The sequence below is a fragment of the Draconibacterium mangrovi genome (assembly GCF_010586825.1).
Lineage (GTDB): Bacteria > Bacteroidota > Bacteroidia > Bacteroidales > Prolixibacteraceae > Draconibacterium > Draconibacterium mangrovi.
Genome location: NZ_JAAAGB010000012.1, coordinates 103361 through 117714 on the forward strand (window position 1 = coordinate 103361; position 14354 = coordinate 117714).

Below are 14354 nucleotides of genomic sequence, written 5' to 3' on the forward strand. Positions count from 1 at the left end.
TTTAAATTCGCTTAACCTTGGATTGAAGCATTTTTCAAAACTCAGGAATTTGTATACTTTCGTCGCTTATTTAGAAATTTAGACATGTGGATTAAACTATCCAGACTAATCCTTAGGAATCGAATCCTCTTTCTTTCAGTTTTGGCTGTTATTACCATTTTTCTGGGCTATCATGCCCGAAAAGTGGAGATGTCGTATGAGTATGCTTCATTGTTGCCAAAGAAAGATCAAGCCTATAAAGATTATCAGAATTTTGTGAAAATATTTGGTCAGGAGGGGAACCTGATCATTGTTGGAGTGCAGGACACGAACTTTTTTCGCCTCGATCATTTTAATGCATGGAAATCGCTGTGTGATGATTTGAAAACGGTGGATGGCGTTGAAAATCTGCTTTCAGTATCAAACACCTACAACCTTGAAAAAAACAAGGACGAAAAAAGGTTTGAAGTTGTAAATACCTTTCCTGATACGATTACCAGTCAGGAGGAATTGGATACCTATGTGGCCGAATTTAAACGGCTGCCTTTTTACCGTAAACTGGTTTATAACGACGAAACCGACACCTACCTGCTGGCTATTACGGTAAACAAGGATAAAATGGCAAGCAAGGAGCGCGAAGACCTGGTTGCCGGAATTCAGGAGGTTTGCCATAATTTCGAGCAGAAAGAAGATGTAAAGCTTCATTACTCGGGGGTGCCTTACATCAGGGTAGTAAACTCGGTAAAAATTAAGCGCGAGCTGTACATGTTCAGTGTGCTGGCGCTGTTAATTTGTATCGTGGTACTGTTCCTGTTCTTCCGTTCGTTTAAAGCCGTTTTTGTTCCGGTGCTTATTGTAATTGTTGGGGTTATCTGGGCCATGGGAATGTTGTCGCTGTTTGGCTACAAAATCACCCTGTTATCCGGAATGATTCCGCCTTTGTTAATCGTTATTGGAATTCCGAACAGTATTTACATGCTGAATAAATTCCATCACGAATACGTTAGCCACGGAAATAAAATAAAGGCGCTGCAACGTGTGATCATTAAAATTGGTAACGCTACCTTTTTAACCAACCTTACCACGGCTTCGGGATTTGCCACTTTTATTATTGTAAAGAGTGATATTTTGCGGCAGTTTGGTATCATCGCCTCGTTGAATATTCTGGGGCTTTTTATTCTTTCGCTGCTGCTTATTCCAATTATATTCAGTTTTATCGGAGCGCCATCATCGCGCCACGTTGGCCACCTCGATAGTAAGCTTGTGACTTCGATAATCCGTAAACTAATGCACATTACCCAAAATTACCGGCAGGTGGTTTACTTTGCAACTATCGGTATAATTGTGGTAAGCATTTACGGAATTACCCTAATGAAAAGTTCGGGTTATATGCTCGATGATATCCCGGAAGATGATCCGGTTTATGTCGATCTGAAATTTTTTGAAAGCAACTTTAACGGACTGATGCCTTTGGAAATTATGGTCGACACCAAAAAGCCGCAGGGTGTTATGCAGTTAAGCACTTTCCAAAAAATAGAGCAGTTGGAAGAACGCCTGGCCGAATATCCAGAACTGTCGGCATCAATTTCCTTGCTTAACCTGCTTAAGTTTGCCAAACAGGCGTTTTACAATGGCCACGAGCGCTATTACAGTCTGCCCAATAACCGCGAGAAGAACTTTATCCTTCAATATGCAGCAACGGGCGAGGAGAATGCCGGATTGTTACATTCGTTTATGGACAGCACGCGACAAATTACCCGAATCAGCATCCGTGTTAAAGACGTGGGCACAAAACGAATGGAAGAATTGTATACGCAGTTTAATGCCGATATCGACTCGATTTTTACGTCCGATAAATACGATGTAACCGTTAGCGGATCAAGTATTATAGCTTTTAAAGGAAACCAGTATTTATTAAAGAACCTTTTTTCGAGTTTGGGGCTGGCTATTTTGTTGATTTCCACATTTATGGCCATTATGTTCTCTTCGTGGAGAATGGTGATTTTATCACTTACGCCAAACATTATTCCGCTTATTTTCACCGCGGCAGTGATGGGATTTACCGGAATTCCGATAAAGGCGTCAACCATTCTGGTATTTAGTATCGCCTTTGGTATATCGGTTGATAATACGATTCACTTTTTGGCCAAGTACCGACAGGAGCTGAATATGACCAACTGGGACATCCGGAAATCGGTTGTAATTGCATTAAAAGAAACCGGAGTTAGTATGTTGTATACTTCGGTCGTGCTGTTCTTTGGATTCGGAATTTTTACCATTTCAAATTTTGGAGGAACGCAGGCCATGGGAATTCTGGTTTCGTTAACATTGTTGGTTGCCGTAACATCAAACCTGATATTGTTGCCATCGTTATTGTCGGGACTTGAGCGCATTACAACCACTGAAGCCTTTAAGGAACCACTACTTCATATTTACGATGAAGAAGAAGATATTGAACTCGATGATCTGGAAATTGTTCCTGATGACGAATTAAATCTGGGAAACTGATGTACACCGTAGAAGAACTTCAAAACAGAATGAGTGCCGAAATTGAAAAGCGCTCGAAAGAACTGCTCAGTAATCAACCGGTTGAATTGTATGCGCCCATAAAATATTCGCTCGATATGGGCGGAAAACGTTTACGTCCGGTGTTGGTTTTGCTGGCCTGCAATATGTTTTCCGAAACTGTTGAGCAGGCAATTCCGGCAGCTGTTGGTATTGAAGTCTTCCACAATTTTACGCTGCTTCACGATGATATTATGGACAAAGCGGATGTGCGCAGAAGCCGCCCGACCGTTCATAAGCAGTTCAATGAAAATGCAGCTATTTTATCCGGAGATGCAATGGCTTTTCAGTCGTATCGGTATATCCTCGAACAACGCTCGGAAACACTGCCCGAAGTACTGGAAGTATTCAGTAAAACCGCTATAGAAGTTTGCGAAGGCCAGCAATTCGATATGGATTTTGAACAGCGAATGAATGTTTCCGAAGCGGAATACCTGGAAATGATCCGCTTAAAAACGGCTGTTTTGTTGGCATGCAGTTTAAAGGTGGGAGCACTTTTAGCCAATGCTCCCGAAAACCTTGCAAACCAGCTTTACGATTTTGGCATAAACCTGGGATTGGCGTTCCAGTTGCAGGATGATTTGTTGGATACTTTTGGCGATCAGGCCGTTTTTGGAAAACAAATTGGTGGTGATATTCTGGCCAATAAAAAAACTTTCCTGCTGATTAACGCCCTGGCAAAAGCATCAGAAAATGAGAAAACAGCGCTAATAGGCTGGATCGAAAAAGAGGACTTTGATCCCAAAGAAAAAATAGCCGCTGTTACCGGATTGTATCAATCCATTGGAGTAAAAAACATTGCCGAAGAAAAGGTAAATGACTTTTTTAACAGTGCTATCCGTATTTTAGATGATTTGGATGTGCAGGATGTTGTAAAACAGCCACTTCGAAACCTTGCGCACAAAATGCTTACACGTAAGCATTAGAGGACACTCATCAGGTTAAATATAATTACAAAAGCGAATTCCAATCTTGCATAAAAACAAAACAATGCTAAATTTGTTGGGTCTATAAAATTTTAACGAAAAACGGGTTAAACCGGACTTAAATCTAATCCAATATGGCTCAGAGCATAGGAAAAATATTACAGGTTATCGGACCTGTAGTAGATGTTAATTTCGATAGTGAAGGCAGTGAACTTCCATCTATTTACGATGCATTGGAAATTCCCCGCGAAGGCAAAGAAAGTTTAATAATAGAGTGTCAGCAACACGTTGGTGAAAACACCATTCGTTGTGTAGCAATGGATTCAACCGATGGCTTGCAACGTGGTACCGCGGTACATGCTTTGGGTAAGCCTATTACCATGCCAAAAGGAGAGATTGCATTGGGTCGTTTGTTGAATGTAGTAGGCGATTCGGTTGACGGATTGGAGCAATTACCAAAAGAAGGTTTGCACATTCATAACGAACCACCGAAATACGAAGATTTAACCACTGAAACCGAAGTTTTATACACGGGTATTAAGGTAATCGACCTGATTGAGCCTTATGCAAAAGGTGGTAAAATTGGTTTGTTTGGTGGTGCCGGTGTTGGAAAAACCGTATTGATCCAGGAGCTGATCAACAACATTGCACTGGCACACTCGGGATTATCGGTATTTGCCGGTGTTGGAGAACGTACCCGTGAAGGAAACGACCTGCTTCGCGAGATGATTGAAGCAAACATCGTGGATTACGGTGAAGAATTCAAGAAATCGATGGAAGAAGGTAGCTGGGACCTTTCGAAGGTTGATCCGGAGCGACTGAAAAAATCGAAGCTGGCCATGGTATTTGGTCAGATGAATGAGCCACCGGGTGCACGTGCCCGTGTAGCACTTTCAGGATTAACAATTGCTGAAAGTTTGCGCGATGGCGACGGTTCTGCCGGAAGTGGTCGTGATATTCTTTTCTTCGTCGACAATATTTTCCGTTTTACGCAAGCGGGTGCTGAAACTTCGGCACTGCTGGGTCGTATGCCATCGGCAGTAGGTTACCAGCCAACGCTGGCTACCGAAATGGGGGTTATGCAGGAACGGATTACGTCTACAAAAAATGGTTCGATTACATCGGTACAGGCGGTTTATGTGCCTGCTGATGACTTGACCGACCCTGCGCCGGCAACAACATTTGCTCACCTGGATGCAACAACGGTATTAAGTCGTAAAATTGCTGAGTTGGGTATTTATCCTGCGGTTGACCCGCTCGATTCTTCTTCACGGATTCTTACTCCTGAAATTGTTGGCGATGAGCATTATAGCTGCGCACAAGATGTGATTATGTTGCTACAGCGTTACACCGAATTGCAGGATATTATCGCCATTCTGGGTATGGACGAACTTTCGGAAGAAGACAAGTTGGTAGTTCACCGTGCACGTCGTGTTCAGCGTTTCCTTTCGCAGCCGTTCTTTGTTGCTTCGGCATTTACCGGGTTGGAAGGAAAACTGGTTTCGATTGAAGATACCATAAAAGGTTTCAGAATGATTATGAACGGCGAGGTAGACAAATATCCTGAAGCTGCATTTAACCTTGTTGGTACTATTGAGGAGGCCATCGAAAAAGGTGAAAAATTGTTAGCTGATAACTAAAATCAGAAAGGAAAACCATGCATTTAGAAATAATTACACCGGATAAAAAAGTTTTTGAAGGGGAAGTAAAACTCATTCAACTTCCGGGAAGCAAAGGTGGCTTTGAAATACTTAAAAACCATGCGCCAATTATTTCAACACTCGAAAAAGGTGTGCTGAAAATTATAGAAAAAAGTGGCGAAGAGCAGCATTTTGAAGTTGACGGAGGTGTAATTGAAAATAAGGCAAATAAAATTATTGTATTGGTTGAATCAACTTAGTGCAATAAAGATAAGATAGTTAAAGAGTCCCCGTAGAAATCTTCTGCGGGGATTTTTTGTGTCACCAATTCGAGTTCTCCAAAATTATGATATCTTAGATACTTTGTAAAAAATGAAGGTCAAATTTCTCGTAATACGTTTTAGCTCCATTGGCGATATTGTTCTTACAACGCCGGTTGTACGTGGTTTGAAGCAGCAAGTGGAGAATGCAGAGGTACATTTTGTTACCAAAAAGAAGTTTGCCTGTCTGGTTTATTCCAATCCGCATATCGATAAGGTTCATTTTCTCGAGGATAATATGGGGATGCTGATTCACGAATTGGCAAAAGAAAACTACGATTATATTATCGATCTTCATAACAATTTCAGAAGCAACAAATTAAAACGCCGCCTAAAAATGCAGTCGTTTGCGGTGAATAAAATCAATTGGGAGAAGTTTCTGATGATTCGTTTAAAGATGAACCGCTTGCCCGATGTGCACATCGTGGATCGGTACCTGGAAACGGCTTCGGTTTTTGATGTAAAAAATGATAACAAAGGGCTTGATTATTTTATCGATGAAACAACTTCGTTTAAGCAGAATGATTTGCCCGAGTCTTTTCAGAATGGTTATGTGGCGTTTGTAATCGCCGGCACTTATTTTACTAAAAAACTACCCGTTCATAAAGTCAGCGAGATCTGTCAGAAGATTCCATATCCTGTAATTTTGCTGGGCGGTAAAAATGAATACGATGAAGGTGAAAAGGTACTTTCGCAGTCGAAAGGCAATGTGCTGAATTTTGCCGGAAAAATATCACTTAACCAATCGGCTTCATTATTACGCGATTCGCGCCTCGTGTTGACTAACGACACGGGATTAATGCATATTGCAGCGGCTTTTAAAAAGAATATCTATTCGTTTTGGGGAAACACCATTCCGGAGTTTGGAATGACACCCTACCAGCCCGGCGAGTCATCGGAAATAATGCAGGTAAACGACTTGAGGTGCCGTCCCTGTTCCAAGCTTGGCCACCAGAAATGCCCTAAAAAGCATTTTAAATGTATGGAAGACATTGATATTGAAAAGGCTGTTGACTGGATCAACACTAATTTCTGAACTACTGGAAGGTTGTTTCGTTTTATTCCGATCAAATATAATTCGTATTTTTAATCTCATGTCTCAATACTCATATCTGAAAATCTCTTAATCTGTAATATATGAAACGTCGTTCCTTTTTTAAAACAACAGCCCTGGGTGGTTCTGTTGTGGCTTTAGGTGGTGTAACTGCTTGTGTGCAAGAGTCTGCTGTGCAGGGAGAAGCTGATCTGGCAGCATTTGATTTAAATGAGACATCGGCAAAGGAGCTTCAGCAAAAAATGGAATCCGGAGAGCTGACGGCTGAGAGTATCTGTCAAAAATTCCTTGATCGTATCGCGTTGGTCGATCCGCATTTAAAGTCGGTAATTGAGCTTAACCCGGATGCTTTGGATATTGCCAGAAAGCTGGATGAGGAACGACAAAACGGAGACGTTCGTGGCCCTTTACACGGAATTCCGTTGATGATTAAAGATAATATTGACACGGGCGATAAAATGCAAACCACCGCCGGATCGCTGGCATTGGAGGGTAATGTGGTGGAAAAGGATGCATTTATCGTAAAAAAATTGCGCGAAGCCGGAGCGGTATTGCTGGGAAAAACCAACCTTAGCGAGTGGGCAAATTTCCGGTCCAACAATTCATCGAGCGGTTGGAGCGGACGTGGTGGACAAGTGCGAAATCCGTTTTGTCTCGATCGTAGTCCGTGTGGTTCCAGCTCGGGCACCGGGGCAGCTGTTTCGGGTAACCTCTGCACTATTGGTATTGGTACCGAAACCAATGGCTCTATTGTTTGTCCGTCGGGAATTAACGGGATAGTGGGCATTAAACCTACTCTGGGTATGTGGAGCCGCCAGGGAATTATCCCGATTGCGCACAGCCAGGATACAGCCGGACCCATGGCCCGAAATGTTACTGATGCCGCTATTTTATTGGGGGCTTTGGCTGAGTTTGATGCTGATGACGCGGAAACACATTTGAAACAAGGTAAAATTTACAATGATTATACTCCTTTTCTGAAATTGAATGGATTACAAGGAAAACGAATTGGAATTGCAGTCCAAATGGTACCGTCGCATGAGAAGGTGAAGGAATTAATGAAAAATGCCGTTCAGGCGATGCAGAAAAGCGGTGCAGAGTTGGTTGAAGATGTGAAATTTGAAACGAACCGGAAATGGGGGAACCCATCTTACGAAGTGCTGCTTTATGAATTTAAAGCGGACCTGAATAAATACCTGCAGGAACATTCTTCTGCGCCAAGAAAATCGCTGGCGGAACTGATAGAGTTTAACAAGGCCAATGCCGATAAAGAGATGCCCTGGTTTGGGCAGGAGATTTTTGAAGAGGCAGAGGCAAAAGGCGATTTGAATTCGGAAGAATACCTGCAAGCGCTGGCCGATTCGAAACGTTTTGCCGGGAAAGAAGGAATTGATGCCTTGATGGATGCCCATAATCTGGATGCGTTAATCGCACCAACAAATGGTCCAACCTGGAGTATCGACTGGGTAAATGGCGACAGTTTTACCGGTGGTAGTTCTTCGCCGGCTGCTATATCCGGCTATCCGAATATTTCGGTGCCCATGGGATTTGTTGAAGGTTTGCCGATCGGTCTATCATTCTTTGGCCGGGCCTGGAGCGAGCCTGTTTTGCTTGAGATTGCCTATGCTTTCGAGCAAGTTACCAAACACCGGAAGGCTCCGGATTTCAAAAAATCGTTGATGGGATAAAACTCTTCTTCACATTTGTTGTTTTAAAACCTGCGTAAGATATCAGCAATCATCTTTAGCGATTAGTATTCTTTGCACCGTCTTTTAAGGCGGTGTTACAATGTAGTTGAGCCAATTTGATTTTTGAGGATTTTTGTACTTTCTATTTTACAAAAATCCTCAAAAATCTCAGGTATTCTTTTTGTTTTTACCACCGCTCTAAAGAACGGTGCAAAAATATTTTGAACAGGTTCTGAATTCATTGAAAGAAATCTCGCAAAATTTTTTGCGTTATCTTTGCAGCAAAGTTACACGTATGAAGGAGCGATTATTCGGGAAAACATTAGGGGAATTGCAGGAGTTGGTGGGAGAGCTGGGGCTGCCAAAATTTACGGCTAAACAAATCACAGATTGGTTGTATAAAAAGCAGATCAGCTCGATTGAGGAGATGACCAACCTCTCGAAAAAAGCCCGTGAATTGCTGAACGAACGCTTTGAATTTGGTTTAACACCTTATACTAAAGTAAGTGCCAGTATCGATGGTACGCGGAAATATTTGTTCCCGACAATTCAGAATAAATTTATCGAAACCGCAATGATTCCTGAGCGTGACCGTAAAACGGTTTGTGTGAGTTCGCAGGTGGGATGTAAAATGGGATGCCTGTTTTGTTTTACGGCGAAACAAGGTTTTCAGGGGCAACTTTCAGCCGGAGAGATTATTAACCAGATAAAAAGTATCGATGAAGTAGAGGAGGTGAGCAACATCGTTTACATGGGAATGGGCGAACCTTTTGATAATCTTGAAGAAGTTTTGAAAAGCCTCGAAATCCTGACATCGGAATGGGGATTTGCCATGAGTCCGCGACGGATAACTGTTTCAACCATCGGAATCATTCCCGGAATGTTGACTTTCCTTGAAAAGAGTGAGGCACACCTGGCAGTAAGTTTGCACACACCTTTCCACGAAGAGCGACAGAAAATTATGCCGGTTCAGGTGGCTTACCCGGTTGAAGAGGTGGTTGAGGAAATAAAAAGCTGGGACTTTGGCCGTCAGCGCCGTGTGTCGTTCGAATACATTTTGTTTGAAGACTTGAATGATTCACAGAAACATGTGGATGAACTGGCCCGCTTACTCAGTGGGTTGAAGTGCCGAATTAACCTGATTCGTTTTCACCCCGTTCCGGGAACGCCGCTTAAAAGCCCGGGAGAAGAAACTATTCAGCGTTTTAAAAATGCACTGAATAACAAGGGAATTCTAACCACAATACGTGCTTCGCGTGGGCAGGATATTTATGCTGCCTGCGGTTTGTTGTCTACCAAAGAACTGGTGAAAAACTGAACGCAGATGACGCTGATTAACAGATGATCGCAGAAAACTGCTATCTTAGTTCTAAATTTGTTTTAAACCAATTCTGATAAGCTGAATTTCTCCTTAAGTTGTACGCCTTTTTCCGTATCCTGCACCGATGCACATTCCGTGTAATAGTCGTGTTCAAAAAACAGGATATAGTCTTTTTCGGCAGCTTCTTTCAGAAATTTTCCTTTCTCTTCCATCACTTTTACCGGATCGAGATCGTATGCCGAAACCCACAGCAATGGAATGTTGGCGGCAGTAGGAAACAAATCGGAGGTATAAACAAAAGAGTGTTTCCCGGTGTGAAGGATGGGCAGCATTTGTCCCGGCGTGTGGCCATCGAAAAACCTTATCTCAAATCCTGGCAGAAAATCACCTTCTTCTTCAATCAGTTGTAATTTTTCCGATTCCATCATAAAATCCAGCACCGGCCGATGGAAAGCTGCCTGCTCGCGTGGGTTCGAAATTTTGGCGTGTTCCCACTGCTTCTTGCTGCTCCATAAAGTGGCATTCTGAAAAACCAGCTCCAGTTTTCCGTCAACTTTTTTAACGGCTCCGGTGCAGTGATCCCAATGCAGGTGGGTGAAAAATACATCGGTAATATCAGCAGCTGAAAAACCCTTTTCGGCCAACGATTTTTCCAGTTCGTCAACCGAAGTAACGCCATTGTTCCTGAGGTGTTTTTCGGGGTAGTGGTTTCCAATTCCGGTTTCGATAAGTATTTTGCGTTTACCGGTTTCAACCAGCAGACAACGCAAAGTTAGCTTGGTGAAATTATCGTCGTTGCACGGATAGACTTTGTTCCACAATACTTTCGGTATGGCGCCAAACAAGGCTCCTCCATCGCAATGAAAATGACCGGCAGAAATCGGAATTAGCTTCATAAAATACTAGTTGGAAGCTGGAAGTCAGAAGACCGGAGTTTTTCCGGTATTGGATCTACCAACTTTTGTTATTGGCTGTAAAAGTAAATGAATTTAACGGGTTGCAAGACCATGACGTTGTTGAAAAGCTGAATCTAACGCAAAGTTCATAACATGGTCAACCACGCCGGTATAATCATTTATTCCCGATTTTATATTGTTGTGTTTTAAATACGCATCGTTAAGTTTCGAAGCCGTTTTGTCCATGGTTGCATTACGCAGTTTGTTCCAGTGTTCGCTTATTCTGTTGATGTCGGCCTGCACTTCCGGCGAGATTTCAGCAACAAGTTCTTTATAATCTTCCAAACCCCGGGCCTGCCTGAAAAAATGGAATGAAATAAACAATTTCGCCGAATACCTGATTTGTTGCGACGAGCTGTTTAAACAAACCAGCCACGCGTAAAAATTGGCTTCTGCCTCGCTTGTTATGCCCAGCTGGTGCGCTTTCTCGTGTGCCAAAACATAGGGGTATTCGATGGGGAGAATCTTTTTGTTTACATGAACTTCATTAAAAAATGGTCCGAAATAACCGGTGATTCCTGATTTTGCATAAAATCCGCTGAAAGTGATTGTTTTGTCGGGGCGTTTGCCCATCGGATATCCGAATTTCAAAACAGGCGCCAGTTGATGGTACGATTCTTCAATTAAGCGATCTATTTCAGTTTTGTCAACGGTGTCAAAATCGCAATGTAATTGGTTTAGTTCAGTAATGTACTGCTGCATAAATTGCACAAATTCCTCCGTATCGGGTTCCCGGTCTTTTATTCCGAGTCTTTCGGTTAATGGCAAGCGAAAATAGTTGAATCCCCAAAGCACATAAAACAGGATATATACTGTGGCAACAGTATTCAGCAAAAATTTTCCGGCTGCTTTCCATTTTATACGTTTTGTAAATAGTTGAACGATCAGAACTACAGGCATTAAGATCAAAATCGCGTAAAAACTATCATCAAGCGAAAAAGGAAAAACAAAAGAAATGGTTGAAAGTAGTGAAGCTATAAATGGATAGATTCGCTGCGCATACCAGGTTTCAACAAAGTTGGGGTACTGGCGCAGGAAAAGTGTAAGCGCAAAAACAATTCCTGCCAAAGCCGGATGAATAAGCCATTTGTGTTTTCTGTCTGTTCTCAATTTTTTTCGGGTAAATATACAAGACAAAATTTAAAGATATTCGGGACAGTCGTCTCTTTCACTTTTGCTCGTGGCTGTTAGACATGCAAAATAGGTGGTGGGTTTTTGATTCTTTGGAGAGAATAGTATTGACCAAAATTTATTTTTAATTATAATATAAATTCTTTTTGACAGAATACAGCCTATTATAAAATACATTTGTTATAATTGCTTTCAGTTTAAAATCAAAAAACATTTTATAATGATTAAGGCATATTCTTTTTTGCTAATGGTTGGGGGACTGTTAGCGGGGTTAAATGGATTTTGTGAAGGTAAAGATGGAAAAGCAATGGAAGTACATAAACGTGCAATAACAATTGATACACATTGTGATACGCCAATGGCGCTGTTGGAAGGCAGTCTGGATGTGGGGGTAGCAAACAAAGCGCCGGGAAGCAGGGTTGATTTTCCGAGAATGGAAGAAGGTGGATTGGATGCTATATTTTTTGCGGCATTTACCAGTCAGCGGCCACGCACCGAAGAGAATACGCAGAATGCCTACGAAATGGCGAATAAAATGATTGAGAAAACTTATGAGGTGTGCGAAAATTATAACAGCATGGCCGAAGTGGCCACTACTCCCGGGGACGTTGTTCGCCTAAAAAAGGAAGGTAAACGTGCCATTTACATCGGTATGGAAAACGGATTTCCACTGGGTCAGGAACTCAACAGAGTAGAGGAGTTTTACAATAAAGGAGTTCGTTATATAACACTCTGTCACTCATCGAACAATGATGTATGTGATTCTTCAACCGACAAAAAAGGACCTGAATTTAACGGATTAAGCCCCTTTGGAAAAGAGGTTGTGAAAGAAATGAACCGCCTCGGAATGCTAATCGATGTATCGCATATTTCAGACAAATCATTTTACGATGTGGTAGAACTGAGCAAGGTGCCTGTTTTTGCTTCGCACTCGAGTGTGCGTGCAATTGCCAATCATAAGCGAAACATGACCGATGATATGATAAAAGCACTGGCTAAAAACGGTGGTGTAATTCAGATTTGTTTGCTCGACGACTACATTAAAGATCCCGATACTACCACTGTTCGTTATCAGAAAGAGCAGGAAATAAGAAAAATTTTCAATACACGTTTTGCAAAAATGAGCGAAGAGGAGCAGGCAGAAGTGCGGAGACAGTGGCGCGAACTGGATGAGAAATATCCCAAGCAGTTGCCAACTGTTGCCGATTGTGTAGATCATATCGATCATGTAAAAAAACTGGTAGGAATTGATTACGTTGGGATTGGCTCGGATTTTGATGGCGGCGGCGGACTGGCCGATTGTGCCGATGTGAGCCAAATGCCAAACATCACAGCCGAAATGTTAAAGCGTGGTTATACCGAAGAGGAAATTGCCAAAGTTTGGGGCGGGAATTTCCTGCGCGTATTTTCAGCGGTAATCCAAAAGAGTTCGGTTAATTAACAGACAAAAACGAAAATTATTCTATATTTGACTGATAATATATCTTCTATTTAATATAATCATCACAGGGGCCGTCTTTCCCCATTTTTTGATGATGAGGTTTGCACTTTCTTTTTATTAAATAGGCAAGATTAACGACAGGATTAAAATTTATTTTGTCCGTCCGAGTTATTAACATTTCCCAATATGGGAAAATTAACAAAGATAATTCTGAAAGTACTGATTTATTAAGGGCTTTGTGAATATCTTTTTACGCAACATATAGTTGCATTTGTTAATAAATTGTCGTAGTTTGCCATAGTTGTAAAGAGAAAATTTGTATCGTCATTAAAAGAATTGTTGTATTAGGGATATTTGTCTTGCTAATATCACTCAGGTGTGGTGCACAACAAGATCCTATTTTCACCTCATACATGTATAATGGCCAAATCATTAACCCGGCTTATGCAGGAATGTGGGAAAAGATAGGTTTTACCACCTTAGTAAGAAAACAGTGGGCCGGGATTAACCGTTCGCCTCTGACTGAATACATTTCATTTCACTCACCTTTACGAAACGAAGCTGTTGGTGTTGGACTCAACATCATGAACGACACTTTTGGTCGCGAAAAGCGCTTAACTGTACTGGGCGATTACGCCTACGAAGTATACCTATCGCGCCGTACACGTATGCGAATGGGCGTGAAATTTGGTTTTACCAACTATAAGAACCCGCTTACCGAATACATTTTATATCCCGACGGAAAGTACGACAGGGCTTTTGATGAAGATGTAGATTTATCATTTCTTCCCAATTTCGGTTTCGGAATATTTATTTACCAGGATTATTTTTATGCCGGATTCTCTATTCCCAAACTTATTGAAAACGATCTGAAAGAGAATTTCCACAACTATTCTACCAGTGCTGAGGTACGTACTATATACCTGAACGGTGGTTACGTGTTTCCGCTCGATCCCTTTAATTATTTTGTGTTTAAACCCACATTGCTGGTTAAGGCAACCTGGGGTACGCCAATTCAGATTGATTTGGCTGCCAATTTTATGATCCGCGAAAAACTTTGGCTAGGTGTTTTGGGGCGTACCGGTGGTGCCATATGTTTTACCGGAAACTGGATGTTTAGTAACAAGTTTAGGGTGGGATTTGCAATGGACATAACAACAAACGAAATATACCCATATCAGAACGGAACTTTTGAATTTACGTTTGGTTTTGATGTGGACTTTTTTGGACGTAGCTATTTAAGGTCCAGATACTTTTAATGACGAAAGACTCAATTACAAACCCGAAAATGATTGTATAACGGTTAAATTGAAATTTATGTATAGACGAAAAT

Annotated in this window: 11 protein-coding genes; 9 read left to right on the forward strand and 2 right to left on the reverse strand. The window is 41.7% G+C overall.

The annotated features are described in order from the left end of the window. Nucleotides 1-84 precede the first annotated feature (84 nt). From G4420_RS20945 to rlmN, 7 genes are all read left to right on the forward strand, one after another. On the forward strand, nt 85-2487 hold the full coding sequence (locus tag G4420_RS20945) for an efflux RND transporter permease subunit (protein WP_163325902.1): 2403 nt from the start codon (nt 85-87) through the stop codon (nt 2485-2487). Then, nucleotides 2487-3470 carry a polyprenyl synthetase family protein gene (locus G4420_RS20950; RefSeq protein WP_163325903.1) on the forward strand — a complete coding sequence of 328 codons (984 nt, stop codon included), beginning with the start codon at nt 2487-2489 and terminating at the stop codon, nt 3468-3470. Before G4420_RS20945 ends, G4420_RS20950 begins: the two co-directional genes overlap by 1 nt. A gap of 134 nt (nt 3471-3604) precedes the next feature. Then, nucleotides 3605-5110 (forward strand): F0F1 ATP synthase subunit beta, encoded by a 1506-nt coding sequence (atpD, locus tag G4420_RS20955; RefSeq protein ID WP_163325904.1) that lies wholly within the window; start codon nt 3605-3607, stop codon nt 5108-5110. Between the two features lie 17 nt (nt 5111-5127). After that, complete coding sequence (gene atpC, locus G4420_RS20960) at nt 5128-5370, forward strand: ATP synthase F1 subunit epsilon (protein WP_045025481.1); 243 nt, start codon at nt 5128-5130, stop codon at nt 5368-5370. Nucleotides 5371-5482: 112 nt separating this feature from the next. After that, nucleotides 5483-6466 carry a glycosyltransferase family 9 protein gene (locus tag G4420_RS20965; RefSeq protein WP_163325905.1) on the forward strand — a complete coding sequence of 328 codons (984 nt, stop codon included), beginning with the start codon at nt 5483-5485 and terminating at the stop codon, nt 6464-6466. Nucleotides 6467-6567: 101 nt separating this feature from the next. Then, the gene (locus G4420_RS20970; RefSeq protein ID WP_163325906.1) at nt 6568-8172 is read left to right on the forward strand and encodes an amidase; all 1605 of its coding nucleotides are present in this window, start codon (nt 6568-6570) and stop codon (nt 8170-8172) included. A gap of 295 nt (nt 8173-8467) precedes the next feature. Then, a complete protein-coding gene (gene rlmN / locus G4420_RS20975) occupies nt 8468-9490 on the forward strand; it encodes a 23S rRNA (adenine(2503)-C(2))-methyltransferase RlmN (protein ID WP_163325907.1) in 1023 nt (340 codons plus the stop codon). A 62-nt stretch (nt 9491-9552) separates the two neighbouring features. On the opposite strand, the gene G4420_RS20980 is transcribed toward rlmN, so the two are convergent. Next, entirely contained in the window at nt 9553-10389 is an 837-nt protein-coding gene (locus tag G4420_RS20980) for an MBL fold metallo-hydrolase (RefSeq protein ID WP_163325908.1), read from the reverse strand. Nucleotides 10390-10482: 93 nt separating this feature from the next. Further along, nucleotides 10483-11559 carry a DUF3810 domain-containing protein gene (locus G4420_RS20985; RefSeq protein WP_163325909.1) on the reverse strand — a complete coding sequence of 359 codons (1077 nt, stop codon included), beginning with the start codon at nt 11557-11559 and terminating at the stop codon, nt 10483-10485. A 241-nt stretch (nt 11560-11800) separates the two neighbouring features. Here G4420_RS20985 and G4420_RS20990 point away from each other — a divergent pair, with 241 nt between their 5' ends. Next, nucleotides 11801-13021: a dipeptidase gene (locus G4420_RS20990; protein WP_163325910.1), complete on the forward strand. Its 1221-nt coding sequence runs from the start codon at nt 11801-11803 to the stop codon at nt 13019-13021. Nucleotides 13022-13356: 335 nt separating this feature from the next. Continuing rightward, entirely contained in the window at nt 13357-14280 is a 924-nt protein-coding gene (locus tag G4420_RS20995) for a PorP/SprF family type IX secretion system membrane protein (protein ID WP_262485558.1), read from the forward strand. The last annotated feature ends 74 nt before the right edge of the window (nt 14281-14354 follow it).